Origin of the sequence: Companilactobacillus hulinensis (assembly GCF_003946555.1) — a bacterium.
In the GTDB taxonomy this organism is placed as follows: Bacteria; Bacillota; Bacilli; order Lactobacillales; family Lactobacillaceae; genus Companilactobacillus; species Companilactobacillus hulinensis.
Map to the genome: position 1 here is coordinate 133,522 of NZ_RHOO01000002.1, position 17,464 is coordinate 150,985.

General features: G+C 35.3%; 18 protein-coding genes. 17 read left to right on the forward strand and 1 reads right to left on the reverse strand.

Annotation, left to right across the window (positions count from 1 at the left end):
- Positions 1-24 precede the first annotated feature (24 nt).
- From smc to rplS, 8 genes are all read left to right on the forward strand, one after another.
- On the forward strand, positions 25-3,585 hold the full coding sequence (gene smc, locus EKM66_RS01850; RefSeq protein WP_125761104.1) for a chromosome segregation protein SMC: 3,561 nt from the start codon (positions 25-27) through the stop codon (positions 3,583-3,585).
- A gap of 32 nt (positions 3,586-3,617) precedes the next feature.
- A complete protein-coding gene (gene ftsY, locus EKM66_RS01855; protein ID WP_125761106.1) occupies positions 3,618-5,081 on the forward strand; it encodes a signal recognition particle-docking protein FtsY in 1,464 nt (487 codons plus the stop codon).
- Between the two features lie 2 nt (positions 5,082-5,083).
- Positions 5,084-5,425 carry a YlxM family DNA-binding protein gene (gene ylxM / locus EKM66_RS01860; RefSeq protein ID WP_125761109.1) on the forward strand — a complete coding sequence of 114 codons (342 nt, stop codon included), beginning with the start codon at positions 5,084-5,086 and terminating at the stop codon, positions 5,423-5,425.
- 12 nt (positions 5,426-5,437) lie between these two features.
- Positions 5,438-6,880: a signal recognition particle protein gene (gene ffh, locus EKM66_RS01865; protein WP_125761110.1), complete on the forward strand. Its 1,443-nt coding sequence runs from the start codon at positions 5,438-5,440 to the stop codon at positions 6,878-6,880.
- Positions 6,881-6,969: 89 nt separating this feature from the next.
- Positions 6,970-7,242 carry a 30S ribosomal protein S16 gene (gene rpsP / locus EKM66_RS01870; protein ID WP_076616149.1) on the forward strand — a complete coding sequence of 91 codons (273 nt, stop codon included), beginning with the start codon at positions 6,970-6,972 and terminating at the stop codon, positions 7,240-7,242.
- A gap of 70 nt (positions 7,243-7,312) precedes the next feature.
- Positions 7,313-7,831, forward strand: coding sequence for a ribosome maturation factor RimM (gene rimM, locus EKM66_RS01875; RefSeq protein WP_125761112.1), 519 nt, complete (start codon positions 7,313-7,315; stop codon positions 7,829-7,831).
- The gene (gene trmD / locus EKM66_RS01880) at positions 7,831-8,559 is read left to right on the forward strand and encodes a tRNA (guanosine(37)-N1)-methyltransferase TrmD (protein ID WP_125761114.1); all 729 of its coding nucleotides are present in this window, start codon (positions 7,831-7,833) and stop codon (positions 8,557-8,559) included. The genes rimM and trmD overlap by 1 nt, the downstream gene beginning before the upstream one ends.
- Positions 8,560-8,675: 116 nt before the next feature.
- The gene (gene rplS, locus EKM66_RS01885; protein WP_125761116.1) at positions 8,676-9,029 is read left to right on the forward strand and encodes a 50S ribosomal protein L19; all 354 of its coding nucleotides are present in this window, start codon (positions 8,676-8,678) and stop codon (positions 9,027-9,029) included.
- A gap of 89 nt (positions 9,030-9,118) precedes the next feature.
- Here rplS and lexA read toward each other — a convergent pair whose 3' ends face one another.
- Positions 9,119-9,742 carry a transcriptional repressor LexA gene (gene lexA / locus EKM66_RS01890; RefSeq protein WP_125761118.1) on the reverse strand — a complete coding sequence of 208 codons (624 nt, stop codon included), beginning with the start codon at positions 9,740-9,742 and terminating at the stop codon, positions 9,119-9,121.
- Between the two features lie 89 nt (positions 9,743-9,831).
- Between lexA and EKM66_RS01895 the strand changes: the two genes are divergently transcribed.
- From EKM66_RS01895 to purF, 9 genes are all read left to right on the forward strand, one after another.
- Entirely contained in the window at positions 9,832-10,074 is a 243-nt protein-coding gene (locus EKM66_RS01895; RefSeq protein WP_125761120.1) for a DUF896 domain-containing protein, read from the forward strand.
- Positions 10,075-10,138: 64 nt separating this feature from the next.
- Positions 10,139-10,366: a YneF family protein gene (locus EKM66_RS01900; RefSeq protein WP_125761122.1), complete on the forward strand. Its 228-nt coding sequence runs from the start codon at positions 10,139-10,141 to the stop codon at positions 10,364-10,366.
- Between the two features lie 243 nt (positions 10,367-10,609).
- Positions 10,610-11,098 carry a 5-(carboxyamino)imidazole ribonucleotide mutase gene (purE, locus tag EKM66_RS01905; RefSeq protein ID WP_164505008.1) on the forward strand — a complete coding sequence of 163 codons (489 nt, stop codon included), beginning with the start codon at positions 10,610-10,612 and terminating at the stop codon, positions 11,096-11,098.
- The gene (gene purK, locus EKM66_RS01910; protein WP_125761124.1) at positions 11,091-12,212 is read left to right on the forward strand and encodes a 5-(carboxyamino)imidazole ribonucleotide synthase; all 1,122 of its coding nucleotides are present in this window, start codon (positions 11,091-11,093) and stop codon (positions 12,210-12,212) included. Before purE ends, purK begins: the two co-directional genes overlap by 8 nt.
- Positions 12,213-12,220: 8 nt before the next feature.
- Positions 12,221-12,925 carry a phosphoribosylaminoimidazolesuccinocarboxamide synthase gene (purC, locus tag EKM66_RS01915; protein WP_125761126.1) on the forward strand — a complete coding sequence of 235 codons (705 nt, stop codon included), beginning with the start codon at positions 12,221-12,223 and terminating at the stop codon, positions 12,923-12,925.
- Positions 12,926-12,934: 9 nt separating this feature from the next.
- Positions 12,935-13,183 (forward strand): phosphoribosylformylglycinamidine synthase subunit PurS, encoded by a 249-nt coding sequence (purS, locus tag EKM66_RS01920; protein ID WP_125761128.1) that lies wholly within the window; start codon positions 12,935-12,937, stop codon positions 13,181-13,183.
- Complete coding sequence (gene purQ, locus EKM66_RS01925) at positions 13,183-13,860, forward strand: phosphoribosylformylglycinamidine synthase subunit PurQ (RefSeq protein ID WP_125761130.1); 678 nt, start codon at positions 13,183-13,185, stop codon at positions 13,858-13,860. Before purS ends, purQ begins: the two co-directional genes overlap by 1 nt.
- On the forward strand, positions 13,861-16,068 hold the full coding sequence (gene purL, locus EKM66_RS01930; protein WP_125761132.1) for a phosphoribosylformylglycinamidine synthase subunit PurL: 2,208 nt from the start codon (positions 13,861-13,863) through the stop codon (positions 16,066-16,068).
- The gene (purF, locus tag EKM66_RS01935) at positions 16,053-17,462 is read left to right on the forward strand and encodes an amidophosphoribosyltransferase (RefSeq protein ID WP_125761134.1); all 1,410 of its coding nucleotides are present in this window, start codon (positions 16,053-16,055) and stop codon (positions 17,460-17,462) included. Before purL ends, purF begins: the two co-directional genes overlap by 16 nt.
- Positions 17,463-17,464: the final 2 nt, after the last annotated feature.

Below are 17,464 nucleotides of genomic sequence, written 5' to 3' on the forward strand. Positions count from 1 at the left end.
AAGAATTATAGGAGTTATTATTTTATGCCATTAAAATCATTAACGATCAATGGGTTTAAATCCTTTGCTGATAAAACAAAGATTGATTTTACAAGTGGAATCACCGGAATTGTAGGACCCAATGGAAGTGGAAAATCAAATATTACTGAAGCAATTCGTTGGGTAATGGGTGAGCAATCAGCTAAGAGCCTGCGTGGTGACAAGATGGTAGATGTTATCTTTGCCGGAAGTGCAACCAGAGCACAAATGAATCATGCTGAAGTTATCTTAGAATTTGATAATTCAAATAGAGAATTAAAATCAGATCAGGACAATATCACAATTAAACGTAAGCTTTTTAGAAACGGTGATACTGAATTCTCGATTAATAATAAATCATGTCGTTTGCGTGATATTACAGAATTGTTCATGGATTCTGGTATGGGCAAACAATCTTTCTCAATCATTTCTCAGGGACGTGTTGAAGCAATCTTCAATAGTAAACCAATTGAGAGACGTTCAATTATTGAGGAATCTGCTGGAGTGGCTCTTTTTAAACAAAAAAAGACGCAAGCAGACAGTCGTTTATCAGAAACGACCGATAATTTACATCGTGTTTCAGACATTGTTTCAGAGTTATCTAAGCAAGTTGAACCGTTGAAAGAACAAGCAAGTATTGCTCGTGATTACAAAGAACAAAAGAGTAAATACGATAATATTTATCAGCAGATTTTAACTATTGAGATCAAAGATTTATCAAAAGAAAAACGTGAAACAGAATCAAAATTGCGTGAAGTAAAACTTAGCTTGAAGAATATTGAGAATCAGGTAAAGATTTCTAATAAACAAGTCGCTGATAATCGTAATGAAATTAGTGAAATTGCTAAAAAAATTGATGATAATCAGTCAGAACTAGTTAGAAAAACGCAATCATTAGAAATATTGAATGGTAAAGTAGCTGTTTCCGATGAGAGAAATGGCTTCAATACAACTAATCAAACTTCTTTGAACGAACAATTACAAAGTGTTACAGCGGATAAATTGCAACGAGAGAAAAAGTTGTCAGAGTGTAATTCTAAAATTGCTGATTATCAACAACAAATTGATAAATGTACAGCCAAGCTTAAAGAAATCAAGCAATTACAGAAAAAAACACCTGAGGAAATTCAGAATAACATTTCTGAACTTCGAGACAAGTATGTCAATACTCTTCAAGAACAAGTTTCAACAGGTAATGAACAGAAGTTTACTCAAAGACAACTTGATAGGATTAAATTGTCTGATGAAGATGTCGATACGCAGTTGACTGATGTTAAGAATAAACTAGCATCTGCCAATCAAGCGGTTACTGAAACCAGTGAGAAACTTCAAAAGCTAATAGATGATAATCAAGATTTGATCAAGAAGAATGATGAATTGGATACTAATATTCAAAAAGTCACTGAAACTGGTCAAAAAGAGAATCAGGAATATTTGAAATCTTTGGAGAATCTTCAAGAAATCAAAGCACGGAAAACTGTATTAGAGAATATGCAACAGGAACATGCCGGCTTTTTTGAAGGTGCTAAAAATATTTTAAATAATCAGGATGAAATTGGTGGAATTATTGGTGCGGTTGCGGAATTAATCAAGGTTCCTCAGAAGTATCAATTGGCAATTGAGACCGTAGTAAGTAATCAATTACAATCAATCGTTACTAGGGATGAGTCTGCGGCTAAGAATGCAATTGCGTATTTGCGTAAGCGTAATGGTGGACGTGCTACTTTTTTGCCGATCAATATTATTCGTGCCAGAACTATTTACGCAAGTGATTTAAACTCTGCAAAACAAGTTGTGGGATTCGTCGGAGTTGCTAGTGATTTGGTACAATTCGACTCCAAGGTTGATAATATCGTCAAGAATATTTTGGGTAATCTATTAGTTGCTGAAAATATTGATGCTGCAACTAAAGTGTCTGCAGCAGTGGGACGTAAGTATCGTGTTGTAACCCTAGATGGTAATGTTGTTAACGCCGGAGGTTCCATGACTGGTGGACAGCAACGACGTGTTAACTCAAGTATTCTGACACGCAAAGATGAATTGGTTCAGTTGAATTCACAATTGTCTAAGCAACAATTAAGTTTGGATCAAAAGCAACAGATGGTTGTTGATTTGCGTAAGAAATTAGTTGATTTGCGTGATGAGAAGAAGATAGTCGGAGAAAAACTATCAAGCTTTAATCAAGAACGTAGTCAATTAAGTAATCAACTTTCAAACAATCGTAATGAAGCAGATCATCTTCAAGAACAAAAGAATGCAATTCAGTATAGTAGCAGTAAGAATAATGATGAACGTGTTCAGTTAGAGAAGGACTTGAAGAATCAAAGTGAAACAGCTAAAAAGTTGCAAGAGCAAGTTGATAAGCTTCAATCTGAAATAGAATCTAAACAAAAAATGTTGAAGGATTTTGATTCTGAATTAAGTCAAATCAATGATGAGATTCAAACAAATCAAACAAATTTGGCAGTGGTCAAAAGTAATCGTGATAACGAACTGGAACAGAAACGACGTTTGGATACAGAAATAGCGTCTGATGATGAACAAATTAAGGAATTAAAGATTCGACTAGATCAGCTCAATTCAGAGCGTGACCAGTTAAATATGAGCAATTCAGAAATAAAAGATAAAATTGTTGAATTAGATAACGATATCAAGTCACTGAAATCTGAATTAACTGATCTGCAATCACAACGTAGTCAAAAAGACTCAATTGCGCTTAAGTTAAACGATGCGGCACAACGTAATTTTGATCTTCAAACATCTGCCTCGGATGAACAGGAGAATTTGGCAATTACTGTAACTAAGATTGCTAATAAAATTGATAGTCGCTTGGATACTTTGTCCGAAGAGTATCAATTAACGTACGAAGCAGCGATGAAGAATTTGAAAGCACAAGATGCAGATCCAGATACTTTAAAACGTGAAGCTAAATTGCTAAAAATGGGAATCGATGAATTGGGTACAGTAAATCTCTCTGCAATTGACGATTATGATAAGGTTAAGGATCGTTACGAGTTTTTAACTACTCAACAAAATGACCTTCTTAAAGCTAGACAACAATTGTTAGATACGATGTCCGAGATGGATCGTGAAGTTACAACAAGATTCAAAAAGACATTTGATGAAGTTTCGGCTGCATTTGAAGCAATATTCCCCGAAATGTTTGCTGGTGGTAGAGCAAAACTGGTATTAACTGATCCTAATGACTTATTAGAAACAGGCATTGAGATTATTGCACAGCCACCTGGGAAGAAGTTCCAACGTTTGAGCTTATTATCTGGTGGTGAAAAGGCGTTAACTGCAATTACACTGTTGTTTGCTATCATTAAAGTAAATCCAGTTCCATTCTGTATTTTGGACGAAGTTGAGGCTTCATTGGATGATGCTAACGTTTATCGATTTGCAAATTATTTAAATCGTTATGATTATAATACTGAATTTATTGTTATTACTCATCGTAAGGGTACAATGATGAAGGTAAATCGTTTGTACGGAGTGACAATGGAAGAGTCAGGCGTTTCGAGAATGCTTTCAGTTAAGGTACAAGATTTGAATAAAAACGATTAGCTTAATTTAACAATTAAAAAGGAGATTAGTATATGGGACTTTTTGATCGAATTAAAAAAGCTTTTACTGGTAAAGATGACGAAGAAGAAAAGAAACAAGAAGCAGAAAAAGCAACCGGAGAATCGACTGAAGATACCGGTGAAGTAAGCTCTGATCAGCAAGAATCAAAAACTGAGGACGCTTCAACTGATAAAGCTACTGAAGATGAACAAAGCGGTGACTCTGAAGCAGGTAACGAATCAGATAGTCAATCTGAATCTTCTAATGAAGATGCTTCGACAGATGATACTGTTGAAGAGAAACAAGAATCTGAGGATGAGTCTATTAAAGAACCAGAATCAAATGTGGAACCGGAAGTTTCAGAGAAGGCCGAAGAAAAATCAGCCGAAGATGAGACAGTTACTGATGAATCCACAAATGATTCTTCTTCTGAAAAAAATCCAGAGGTTGAAGGCTCTGAATCTACTGAACCTACTGAAGAGACTTCTGATGAAGAATCTGAGACTGATACTGATTCAGAAAAATCTGATGAGGAAGAATCAGAAGAAAAAGATGTTAAGGAATATGATGAAGGTCTAAAAAAGAGCCGTAACTCATTTAGTGCCCGTTTTAATCGTTTCCTTGCTAACTTTAGAAGTGTTGATGAAGATTTCTTCGATGATCTGGAAGAATTATTAATTGAATCCGATGTTGGATATGAGACTGCTATGCGTATTTCTGACGAACTACGTGAAGAAGTTAAACTCGAGAACGTTAAGAAACGTTCAGATGTTTCTGATGTTATTGTACGTAAGTTAGTTGATATGTACGATGAAGAGGGAAAAGAAGAAGATAATTCTTTGAAATTCAGTACTGATAAAACACCGACTGTCTTCTTATTTGTTGGAGTCAATGGTGCTGGTAAGACTACAACTATTGGTAAATTGGCACACAGATATCAACAAGAAGGTAAAAAAGTTCTTTTGGCCGCTGGTGATACATTTAGAGCTGGAGCAATCGAACAACTTCAAGAGTGGGGACGTCGTGTAAATGTCCCTGTTGAAGCAAGTAAACCTCAAACTGATCCAGCATCGGTTGTTTATGATGCTGTTCAGCGTGCAATCAATGAAGATTTTGACATTCTTTTAGTTGATACTGCCGGACGTCTTCAGAACAAAGAAGGACTAATGCGCGAATTAGAAAAAATCAAACGTGTTATTACCCGTGAATTACCTGAATCACCTCAAGAGGTATTATTAGTTTTGGATGGTTCAACTGGTCAAAATGCCTTGAGTCAAGCTAAACAATTCAACGAGACAACTAATGTCTCAGGAATTGTTTTGACTAAAATTGATGGTAGTTCCCAAGGTGGGATTGTTTTGGCAATTAGAAACGAGTTACATTTACCAGTTAAACTTGTTGGTTTAGGTGAACAGATGGACGACTTGCGTGACTTTGACCCAGAGAAATTTATTTATGGATTATTTAAGGAATTAATTATCGGTTCTGGGAAATAATTATGAATATTGATGAGAACACCAAAATTAATTTGTTGTATAATTTTTATCAGTCATTACTTACGAAGAAACAAAATCAATATGTAGATTTGTATTATGTTGAAGATTTTTCGTTAAGTGAAATTGCTGAACAACTGCAAGTTTCTCGACAAGCGGTTATGGATAATTTACACCGTTCAGTTAGTTTGCTGGAATCATTTGAATCTGAGTTGGGTTTGATCAAGAAAACTCAAGAGATCGATGATATTGCTAGTAAGTTGGAGAATATTGTTACGACAAGATATCCAGACGATAAAGAATTATCAGAATTAGTTAAACGTATTTCAAAAATAAATGAAAAATAATGGGAGTAGAAGATGGCCTTTGAAGGATTAAGTGAACGACTACAAAAAGTTTTTTCTTCACTGAGAGGTAAAGGAAAACTTTCTGAAGAAGATGTTCGTACAGTAATGCGTGAAGTTCGTATGGCTTTGCTTGAAGCCGATGTTAACTTTGACGTTGTAAAGAGTTTCGTTAAACAAGTAAGGGAACGTGCTTTGGGTGCCGAAGTAATGGACAGTTTGACACCTTCACAACAAGTTATCAAAATTGTTGATGAAGAATTAACTAAGTTAATGGGTGAAGAAGCTGTTCCACTGAACAAATCACCACATATTCCAACAATTATCATGATGGTTGGTTTACAAGGTGCTGGTAAAACTACAACAGCTGGTAAATTAGCTAAGTATCTGATGGCTAATGATAAGGCCCGTCCAATGTTTATTGCAGGAGATGTTTATCGTCCAGCTGCTATTGAACAGTTGAAGGTCGTTGGTGAACAAGTTGGTGCGCCAGTGTACGACGAAGGTACCGATAAAGATCCAGTTGATATTGTTCGAAATGGTTTGAAACAAGCCGAAGAAAATAAGAATGATTATGTAATTATCGATACTGCTGGACGTTTGGAAATTGATGATAAATTGATGGATGAACTTTCACGTATCAAAGAACTAGCACATCCAAATGAAATCTTATTTGTTGCTGATTCAATGACTGGTCAAGTTGCAGCTAAGGTTGCACATGGTTTTGATGAACAGTTAGACATTACCGGTGTTGTATTGACTAAGCTTGATGGTGATACCCGTGGTGGTGCTGCACTTTCTATTCGTGCAGTTACCGGTAAAACTATTAAGTTCATTGGACAAGGTGAAAAGCTTGATCAATTAGATGTTTTCCATCCTGATCGTATGGCTGACCGTATCCTAGGCATGGGTGACATGCTTACTTTGATCGAAAAAGCTCAAACTGATTATGATTCTAAACAAGCCGAAGAAATGGCTGAAAAAATCAGAGAAAACAGTTTTGATTTCAATGATTTTATTGATCAAATGGATCAAGTTCAAAAAATGGGTCCGCTTGATGAAATCATGAAGATGATTCCAGGAATGGCAAATAATCCACAATTAGCTAATATTAATATTGGTGAAAAGGATATCGCTCATTTGAAAGCCATTGTTTATTCAATGACTCCAAAAGAACGTGAGAACCCTGATCTTTTGAATCCATCTAGAAGACGTAGAATTGCGAGTGGTTCTGGTCGTAACATTCAAGAAGTTAATCGTATGATCAAACAATTTAAGCAATCACGTGACATGATGAAGCAAATGAGCAAAGGCAATATGTCCGGAATGGAACAAATGATGGGTGGTGGAATGAAAGGCAAACTAGGTAAGATGGCAATGAATTCCATGGTCAAGAAACAAAAGAAGAATAAAAAGAAGCGTTTAAAGAAAATTAAACGTTTCAAGTCAAAAAAATAATTTAAAAAGCAGAGGTGTAAAGAAAAAAACTTTACACTTCTATTTTTTTTGTGTATACTAACAAAGTTAAGTATTTAGGAGGACATAAAATGTCAGTTAAAATTAGAATGAAACGTATGGGTAGTAAGTTAAGACCATTTTACAGAATTGTTGTTGCTGATTCACGTGCACCACGTGATGGCCGCTTCATCGAACAAGTTGGTTACTACAACCCAATCTCACAACCAGAAGAAATCAAGTTAGATGATGACAAGATCATGGACTGGTTACAAAAAGGTGCACAACCTTCAGATACAGTTCGTAACTTGCTTAAGACACATGGTATTATGCAAAAGTATCATGAAAGCAAATATTCAAAATAATGAATAATTAAATAAGGATCAGATAAAACTTTGTTTTGTCAGGTCCTATTTATTTATCATGGAGGAGCCAATGGCCGAAGAATTTTACAGAGTGGGTACTATTGTTAATACTCATGGTATTAAAGGTGAACTAAGAATTATTCCGATTACTGATTTTCCAGAAGAAAGATTTAAGAAGGGTGCTAAATTATTCTTACGTCAATCTGGGAAAAAAGATAAAAAGTTTGTTGTTGAATCATCAAGAAAACACAAAAACTTTATTTTGATTAAATTTGAGGGTTACGACAATATTAATGATGTTGAACAATACGTTAAATCAGAATTGTTCTCTGATAATGAAGTTAAGCCCGAACTGAATGACGGTGAATTCTTTTACAGTCAAATAATCGGATTAACCGTTGTTGATCCTAATTTGGGTGAAATTGGTAAGATTAAAGAAATAATGGAACTTGGACCTAACGATGTGTGGGTTGTAAAAGGGCCAAAGTATAAGGAAGTATTGGTTCCTTATATTAATGATGTTGTTAAAAAAGTGGATCTCGATGCCAAAAGAGTTGATGTTGAGATTCCGGATGGATTGATAGACTAATGGATATTACGATTTTAAGTATTTTTCCAAGAATGTTTCAATCATTGGATGAATCATTGATTGGTAAAGCTCAAGAAAAAGAACTAGTTAATATTGATGTTGTAGATTTTAGGGATTTTACAACAAATAAGCAGAATCACGTTGATGATACTATTTATGGCGGAGGAGCAGGGATGCTTCTTCAAGCCCAGCCTATCTATGATGCGATGGATTATGTTGAAACTCAAAAGCCTGGTAAAAAGCGGATTATTTTACTAGACCCTGCAGGTAAGAGATTTGATACTAAAATGGCAAGGGATTTTGCCAAAGAGGATCAATTAGTTTTTATTTGTGGACATTACGAGGGTTTTGATGAACGTATTAAGGATTTGGTTACTGATGAAGTATCAATTGGTGATTACATTTTAACTGGTGGAGAGTTACCAACAATGAGTATGATTGACGCTACATTGCGATTTGTACCAGGTGTTTTGGGTAATTCAGTTTCGGCAGAAGATGAGTCATTTTCAAACGGACTGTTAGAGTATCCTCAATATTCACGTCCTGCAGACTTTAGGGGTAAAAAGGTTCCTGAAGTATTAACTAGTGGGAATCATGAGAAAATACGTGTGTGGAGACTGAAGCAATCATTAAAGAAGACGCTTGAACGTCGTCCTGATTTGTTGGAAACCGTAGAACTAAGTGCTGAAGAAAAAAAATTATTAAAAGAAATAAAATCAGAAAATTAGTTTACAGTTAAAACTAATTAATGTATTATTGTAAGAGTGTTTGAACACATATTAGCGATATTCCGCTGTATACTACATAAAGATATATAAGAGTGTCGAACGAGGAGAAGTTTTAAATGAAAAAATTAATTCAAGATATTACATCAGAACAATTACGTTCAGATATTCCTGATTTCCGCCCTGGAGACACAGTTCGTGTCCACGCCAAGGTTGTTGAAGGCTCACGTGAACGTATCCAATTATTCGAAGGTGTTGTAATCAAGAGACATGGTACTGGTGTTAGTGCTACTTATACTGTTCGTAAGATCAGTAGTGGTGTTGGTGTTGAAAGAACATTCCCACTAAACACACCACGTGTTGAAAAGATTGATGTTGTAAGACATGGTCGTGTACGTCGTGCTAAACTTTACTATCTACGTGATCGTAAAGGTAAGGCTGCTCGTATCAAGGAACGTCGTCGCGATATCTAATAATTCTATTAAAGAAGATGCTGAGAGGCGTCTTTTTTTGTTGCACGAAAAAAGGATGCCAGATGGCATCCTTAATATATTTATTTATGTTAAAATATTTCTGAACGGTATAGGCCAACAACTTTTCCAAGAATTTCAACGTTATCCAGAATAATAGGATCCATATTATCGTTCTCAGGTTGTAGACGGTAATGTCCATCCTCGCTGTAAAACCTCTTACAAGTTGCTTCAATGTCTTCAGTCATTGCAATGACTATTTCGCCATTATTTGCAGTATTTTGTTCGTGAACAATAACTTGGTCACCATCCAAAATACCGATATTTATCATACTTTCACCATGAATCTCGAGCATGTATAATTCACCGGAATCTCGATTCAAATCAGGTGGGATAGGGAAGTAACCCTCAGGGTTGCGCTCAGCCGTAATTGGTTGACCAGCAGCAACTGCACCTAGAATTGGAATCTGCTTTGATTTTACACCGATAGAATTAAGACCAGCAACTGTCAATTCGATAGCTCTTGGTTTGGTTGGATCACGTTGTAAATATCCTTTCTTCTCCAGACGAGATAAATGACCGTGGACAGTTGAGGTTGAAGAAAGATCAACTGCTTCACAAATTTCTCTAACTGTAGGCGGATATCCATGTTCGTCTAAATAATCATGGATACATTGTAAAATTTGGGATTGTTTAGAGCCCTCTGTTTTTGACATTAGAACACCTCATTGTTAATATCTTATTTAGATTGTATCAGAATGATGATATAAATTCAAACAAGTGTTCGGTATTAGGAGATAATGTAATGAAGGAACAAGAAGAACTCATAGCTAAGATTAATGAGTTGGCACACAAAGCAAAAGCTGGAACTATTACACATGAGGAAGAACATCAGCAAGAAGTACTTCGGAAGAAGTATTTGGAGAACTTCCGTGCAGGTTTTAGACAACAGATCGAAACTATGCGTGTATTTGATAAAGAAGGAAAAGAAGTTACACCTAATAAAGTTAGAGAAATTCAACGTAAAAAGGGATTACGTAACGATTAGTTCTTTTAATTACATTAAATTTTTTGTATCATTATAAGATGTATGGAAAGGGTGAACAAAAGATATGGGAATAACAATCGCAGTCGGTATTATAGCTTTGCTAGTCGGTGCAGTTGGTGGCTTCTTCGCTGCAAGATATTATATGAAGAAATATTTTGAAGATAATCCACCAATCAATGCTGATATGATCAAGCAAATGATGGCTCAAATGGGACAAAAGCCTTCACAAAAGAAGTTAAATCAATTGATGAGTTCCATGAAGACTCAACAAAAGAAAAGCAACAAAAAATAATTCATTTTAAACTAAATAGGTTGTACAAGATTAATTTAATAATCTTGTACAACCTATTTTTTTATTTTAAATACAAATTGTATGGTTAATCTCGAACAATTAATTTTCTTATATTTAAAATATTCTTTTTTAAAACGTATACACGAATAATAATTTCAAATATCAATATTAATGTACGTCTTTTGGTTGAAAGATAAAAAAATAACTGATATTATTTGTTTACTAATAAGAAAGGGTAAACAAATGATGAAAGACGTTGCAATAGTTATGGGATCAATCTCGGATTTGAAAACAATGGATAAAACCATTGAAACGCTCAAAAAATTAGGAGTTAGTTATGATGTGCAGGTAATCTCTGCCCACAGGATGCCTCAGGAGATGCTTGACTTCGCCTCACAGGCATTTTCAAGAGATTTTAAAGTCATTATTGCTGGTGCTGGTGGAGCAGCTCATTTACCGGGAATGATTGCTTCTTCGACAGTTCTCCCAGTTATTGGTGTACCCGTTCAGTCAAGAGCACTTAATGGTTTGGATTCATTACTTTCAATAGTACAGATGCCTAGTGGAGTTCCGGTTGCTACAGTTGCAATTGGAGATGCAGGTGCCACTAATGCTGCAATATTAGCTACGAAGATATGTGCATTGCAAAACAAGGAATACCAAGCAAACCTGATCAGTTATCAAGCTGAAATGCATGATAACTCTGTAGAAAGTGGGAAGAATCTTGAGTAATAAAATTTTATCCGGTTCAACAATTGGGATTATTGGTGGGGGACAACTCGGACAAATGATGTCAGCATCTGCCAAAGAAAAAGGATATAAGGTAATTATTTTAGATCCACAAGAGAATTGTTCAGCTGCGCAAGTTTCAGATGAACAAATTGTTGCTGAGTATGACGATTTGGATTCGTTGGTTCAATTGGCTAAGAAAGTTGATGTTCTAACATATGAATTTGAAAATGTTGATGCTGAAACCATTAATGAAGTTTCAAAGTATACACATGTTCCTCAAGGTACAAAGGCATTGACGGTCACGCAAAACCGAATTCTTGAGAAGAACTTTTTATCCGAAAACAACTTTCCAGTTGTTCCACATGCCATTGTCAATAGCATCGAAGACTTTACGAAAGCAATTGATGAAATTAAAGCACCTTCGATTTTAAAAACTATTCGTGGTGGTTATGATGGCAAAGGACAAATTAGAATTGATTCAACAAAGGTTATCGGGATTCAAAATTTGATTGCTACGGGTGAGTGTATTCTAGAAAAAACCATTTCATTAAAAAAAGAAGTTTCAGTTATAATTTCGAGAAATATTGATGGGCAGACTTCATTATTTCCGGTAATCGAGAATATTCATCGAGAAAATATTCTTCACTTGAGTATTTGCCCAGCAAGAATCAGTTCTGATATGAGTAAAAGAATCCATTCAATTGCTGAAGGCATTTCTGAAAAACTAGAATTGGTTGGAACAATGTGTGTAGAATTTTTTATTTCAAACGATGACGAACTTTTTGTTAATGAAATTGCTCCAAGACCACATAATTCAGGTCATTTAACAATTGAATCTTGTAATATTTCTCAGTTCGATGCACATATTTTGGGAATCTGTAATTTACCTATGCCAGAGGTAGAACAGTTCAAACCAGCAATCATGGTCAATGTCCTCGGACAGCATTTGGAGAATGTTAGGGATGATGTGTTCAATCATTCAGAATGGTACCTGCATGACTATGGTAAAGATGAAATAAAACATAATCGAAAAATGGGTCATATTACAATTTTGACTAAAGATCTTGAAAAAACGGCTAACGAAATTAAAAATAATCCAATCTGGGATATATAGGAGCAATTATGGACAACAACTTAATTTATTCAGGTAAAGCTAAGGATTTATTTAAAACTGAGAATGAAAATGAATTATTGGTCGTGTACAAAGATCAAGCGACTGCTTTTAATGGAAAAAGGAAAGAAATTATTCCTGGAAAAGGTGTTTTAAACTGTCGCATTTCAACTTTAGTTTTTGATTATTTGATTGATAACGGTATCGAAACACATGTTATTCAAAATATTTCTGATCATGAACAGTTGATTAAAAAAACAGAGGTTATTCCTTTAGAAGTTGTTTTGAGAAATCGTGTTTCAGGAAGTTTTGCTAAAAAATTTGATTTGATAGATGGTGAAACGCTCGAAGAACCTGTTATCGAATTTTATTTCAAGAGTGATAAGTTAGGCGATCCATTTATCAATGATTCACAAGTTTTGTCACTTCATATTGCGACACAGTCTGAGATTGATTTTGTCAAACAACAGACATTGAAAATCAATAAATTATTAATTCCATTTTTTAGTAAAGCCAATCTAGATTTGATTGATTTCAAATTAGAGTTTGGACGTATCGACGACAAAATTATTTTGGTTGATGAATTTTCACCAGATAATTGTCGTTTATGGGATCAAACTAGTCACAATTCGCTGGATAAGGATATTTTTAGACAGCAAAAAGGTGATTTAGTCGACACTTACGAAAAAGTATTAGAAAGAATAATTGCTGAATAGGAGAGAGCTATGTTACTTGCAAAAGTTTATGTTACTTTAAAGGATTCTGTTGTTGATGTTCAAGGTGAAACTATTAAGGATGCTACTCATAGTATGGGTTACAAAAATGTGTTGGATGTAAGAATGGGTAAATATTTTGAAATTAAGTTTGATAAGAGAACTGACGATTTCGAAAACGATATTGATTCCATTTGTGACGATTTATTAGCAAACCCCAATATTGAAAGTTATCGATACGAAATTGTGGAGGATAACTAATGAAATTTGCTGTTATAGTTTTTCCCGGTTCAAACTGTGATATGGATTTGTATTATGCCATTAAGGATGGTGTAAACGAACAGGTCGAACTAGTTAGTTACAAAGAAACATCACTTGATGGATTTGATGGGATTTTGATTCCCGGAGGATTTTCGTATGGTGACTATCTGAGAAGTGGTGCTATTGCAAGTCACGCTCCGATAATTAATGAAGTAAAGAGATTAGCTGAATTAGGTAAACCAGTTTTGGGAATATGCAATGGATTCCAAATTTTAACTGAGATTGGTCTATTACCGGGAACTCTTACCAATAATCGCCAAAATAGATTTATTTGTGAAGATGTACAGTTGATTGTTGAGAATAATCAAACGCAATTTACAAGTGAATATGAATTGAACGAACAAATAACCGTTCCCATTGCTCATGGTGAGGGTAGATATTATTGTGATGATGAAACTTTGCAGATGTTGAAAGACAATCATCAAATTGTTTTTAAATATACACATGATGTAAACGGCAGTATCGAAGAGATCGCTGGAATTACCAATAAACAAAAAAATGTACTAGGGATGATGCCTCACCCCGAGCGTGCAATTGAAACTATTTTAGGTTCTGATGACGGACTTAAATTATTCCAATCAATGGTAAAAAAACAAAAAGATGAGGTGCAGCTATAAATGATTGAGCCCACTCCAAAGCAAGTGCAAGAAGAAAAAATTTATAGATCATGGGGACTAAGTGACTCCGAATATGAATTGATCAGTGAAAAAATTCTTGGTCGTTTGCCCAATTATACTGAGACAGGGCTATTCTCCGTTATGTGGAGTGAACACTGTTCTTATAAAAACTCCAAAAAGGTTTTGAGAAAACTTCCAAATGATAGTTCAAGAGTATTGGCTGGTCCTGGTGAAGATGCCGGAATTATTGATATTGGTGATAATCAAGCGGTTGTTTTCAAAGCTGAAAGTCACAATCATCCGTCAGCTGTTGAACCATATCAAGGTGCAGCGACAGGTGTCGGCGGTATAATCAGGGATATTTTTTCGATGGGAGCAACACCAATTGCGTTACTTAATAGTTTGAAGTTTGGTCCGATTGATAATGATCAAACAAAGCATCTAGTTAAAGAGGTTGTCGCCGGTATTGGTGGATACGGAAATTGTATTGGTATTCCTACGATTGGTGGAGAAATAGCATTTGAGAAATGTTATGAGAAGAATCCATTAGTTAATGCCATGTGTATTGGATTATTGGACAACACACAATTTAAACATGGTCAGGCAAGTGGAAATGATAATCTGATTGTTTATGTTGGTGCCAAAACAGGTAGAGATGGTATTCATGGAGCAACTTTTGCTTCAGACGAATTCTCAAATAAGAAGAAAAAGCAACGTTCAGCAGTTCAAGTTGGGAATCCATTTATGGAAAAACTATTAATGGATGCTTGTGTAGAAATTATTCATGAACATTCTGAATGGATTCTTGGTGTTCAAGATATGGGAGCAGCAGGATTAGTTTCGTCAACTGCTGAAATGGCATCTAAGGCAGATAGTGGCTTGATGCTGAATTTGGACAATGTTCCGCAACGTGAGACGAATATGAGTGCTTATGAAATGATGCTTTCTGAATCGCAAGAACGTATGGTTCTGTGTATTAAGCCAGAATTTAAAAAACAAGTATTAGGATTCTTTGAAAGCTACAATTTGGATGCGGTTGTAATTGGAAAGGTCACTTCTGATAAGCAATACAGAATTTATCATAATGACGAACTTGTAGTAGACATTCCAGTAGATAGTTTGGTTGAAGATGTTCCTGAATATGATCATCAAGGAATTATGCCTGAGCGAATCATTGAGAGTAAAGAACAATATATTCCTGAGATGGAATCATTCAGAGATACATGGTTGTCAGTTCTATCAAGTCCGACAATTGCTTCAAAAGCGTATTTATATCAAACATATGATGCACAGGTAAAGAGTAATACTGTTGTAAAACCTGGTTCAGATGCAGGAGTTGTCAGAATACGTGGTACACGAAAGGCAATTACATCTACTAACGATAGTAATTCTAGATATGTCTATGTTGATCCATATATTGGCGGACAGATCACAGTATTGGAAGCTGCTAGAAATATTGTTTCATCTGGTGGGATTCCAGTTGGTATTACTGATTGTCTAAACTATGGTAATCCGGAAGATCCTGAAATATTCTGGGAATTAGAACGAAGCGTTCAAGGGATTGCTGACGTATGTCGAAAATTTGATGTGCCAGTTATTTCTGGAAATGTTTCACTCTATAACGAATTCAATAAAGAAGCAATTTATCCAAGTCCCATGATTGGAATGGTTGGTTTGATTGAAAATATTGATCATATTACAACTTCTTGTTTCAAGAATTCTGGAGATTTGATTTACGTTTTAGGTTCGACAAGTAGTGATTTCAATGGTTCTGAAATTCAAAATCTTCAACTTGGAAAAGTTGAAGGAGCCTTAAATGATATTGATTTGGACATTGAAAAGAAGAATCAAAACTTAATTTTAAGTGCTATTAAACAAGGATTACTCAAAAGCTGTCATGATTTATCAGAAGGTGGACTTGCAGTTGCACTTTCAGAATCAGCCTTTGAAAATAAATTAGGTTTCAATATTCAAACCAACATTTCAACGGTTGAAATGTTTTCAGAAACACAGTCTAGATATTTGATAACTGTGGATAGTAAAAACAAGAACCAAATTGAATCATTGTTTGGTAATAACTTCGAATGTTTAGGCTTTGTAACTAATGATTCGATCTTTACTGTTAAGGCAAGAGATGGTGAATTAGATTTGGAATTAAACGAGGCGCTTAATAGCTGGAAAGAGGCAATACCATGTTTAATGAAATAAGCAGTTTACATGAAGAATGTGGTGTTTTTGGTGTCTGGGGTGCTGAAAATGCAAATTATTTAACATATTTAGGGCTTCACAGTTTGCAACACCGTGGTCAAGAAGGCGCAGGGATTGTTACAAATGATAATGGTAAGCTTCATAGCTATCGTAATTTGGGATTATTGTCCCAAGTCTTTGATGACAAGCAACGTTTGTATGATCTGACTGGAAATGCTGCAATTGGACATGTCAGGTACTCAACAGCAGGTGAAAACAGAATTGAAAATGTACAACCACTTGTTTTCGATTTCACTGATGATCAGTTTGCTTTAGCACATAATGGGAATCTCACAAATTCGATTACCTTGAAAAAGGAATTAGAAGATAAGGGACATATCTTTAAATCAAGTTCAGATTCTGAAGTTTTGATGCATTTGATTAAGATTTCGAAAGAAAATAAGCAAATCGATAAAATCAAAGATGCATTGAACAAGATTCAAGGTGGATTTGCATATTTATTACTAACTAAGGATTCCATGATTGTTGCTCTAGATAGCAATGGATTCCGACCTTTATCTATTGGAAAAATGGAAAATGGTGCTTATGTAGTTGCTAGTGAGACTTGTGCTTTAGATGCTGTTAAAGCGGAATTTGTTCGTGATGTATTGCCTGGTGAATTAATTACTATTTCTGATGCAGGCATGAAAATTGATCATTGGACTGAAAACACTAAATTAGCATTTTGCTCGATGGAATTTGTATATTTCGCTAGAGCTGACTCAAATCTCTTAGGAGTCAATGTTCATACTGCACGTAAACGTATGGGACGTAATTTAGCTCAAGAGGAACCAGTTGACGGTGATATTGTTGTTGGTGTTCCAAACTCTTCGTTATCCGCAGCCAGTGGATATGCTGAGGAGAGTGGATTGCCATATGAGATGGGGCTTATCAAGAATCAATATATGGGAAGAGAGTTCATTCAACCAACACAAGAACTTCGAGAAAAGTCCGTTCGTCAGAAGTTAGCAGCTGTTAAAGGTGTGGTAGAAGGCAAGAGAGTGATTCTAGTGGATGATTCAATCGTTCGTGGAACAACTTGTGCCTATATCGTTAATATGCTTCGAGAAGCTGGAGCTAAGGAAGTTCATCTTAGAATTGCTTCACCACAGTTTAAGTTCCCTTGTTTCTTCGGAATTGATATTCAAAAGAAGAGTGAGTTATTGGCTTCACATAAGACGGTAGAAGAAATGCGTCAAATGTTTGATGCTGATTCATTGAAGTTCTTAAGTGAAGATGGGTTAATCGATGCCATTGGACTGAAAACAGAAGGTGAAGACCCAGGCCTGGATCTGTCATATTTTGACGGGAACTATCCAGCATATTTGTACGATTATGCAGAAACTGACGCTTAAAG

Coding starts and splice junctions, on each gene's coding strand:
- trmD (WP_125761114.1), top strand. CDS start 7,831: ATGGATATTACGATTTTAAGTATTTTTCCAAGAATGTTTCAATCATTG.
- purL (WP_125761132.1), top strand. CDS start 13,861: ATGATTGAGCCCACTCCAAAGCAAGTGCAAGAAGAAAAAATTTATAGA.
- purE (WP_164505008.1), top strand. CDS start 10,610: ATGATGAAAGACGTTGCAATAGTTATGGGATCAATCTCGGATTTGAAA.
- EKM66_RS01895 (WP_125761120.1), top strand. CDS start 9,832: ATGAAGGAACAAGAAGAACTCATAGCTAAGATTAATGAGTTGGCACAC.
- purF (WP_125761134.1), top strand. CDS start 16,053: ATGTTTAATGAAATAAGCAGTTTACATGAAGAATGTGGTGTTTTTGGT.
- ylxM (WP_125761109.1), top strand. CDS start 5,084: ATGAATATTGATGAGAACACCAAAATTAATTTGTTGTATAATTTTTAT.
- purS (WP_125761128.1), top strand. CDS start 12,935: ATGTTACTTGCAAAAGTTTATGTTACTTTAAAGGATTCTGTTGTTGAT.
- lexA (WP_125761118.1), bottom strand. CDS start 9,742: ATGTCAAAAACAGAGGGCTCTAAACAATCCCAAATTTTACAATGTATC.
- rimM (WP_125761112.1), top strand. CDS start 7,313: ATGGCCGAAGAATTTTACAGAGTGGGTACTATTGTTAATACTCATGGT.
- ftsY (WP_125761106.1), top strand. CDS start 3,618: ATGGGACTTTTTGATCGAATTAAAAAAGCTTTTACTGGTAAAGATGAC.
- EKM66_RS01900 (WP_125761122.1), top strand. CDS start 10,139: ATGGGAATAACAATCGCAGTCGGTATTATAGCTTTGCTAGTCGGTGCA.
- purQ (WP_125761130.1), top strand. CDS start 13,183: ATGAAATTTGCTGTTATAGTTTTTCCCGGTTCAAACTGTGATATGGAT.
- ffh (WP_125761110.1), top strand. CDS start 5,438: ATGGCCTTTGAAGGATTAAGTGAACGACTACAAAAAGTTTTTTCTTCA.
- purC (WP_125761126.1), top strand. CDS start 12,221: ATGGACAACAACTTAATTTATTCAGGTAAAGCTAAGGATTTATTTAAA.
- rpsP (WP_076616149.1), top strand. CDS start 6,970: ATGTCAGTTAAAATTAGAATGAAACGTATGGGTAGTAAGTTAAGACCA.
- smc (WP_125761104.1), top strand. CDS start 25: ATGCCATTAAAATCATTAACGATCAATGGGTTTAAATCCTTTGCTGAT.
- rplS (WP_125761116.1), top strand. CDS start 8,676: ATGAAAAAATTAATTCAAGATATTACATCAGAACAATTACGTTCAGAT.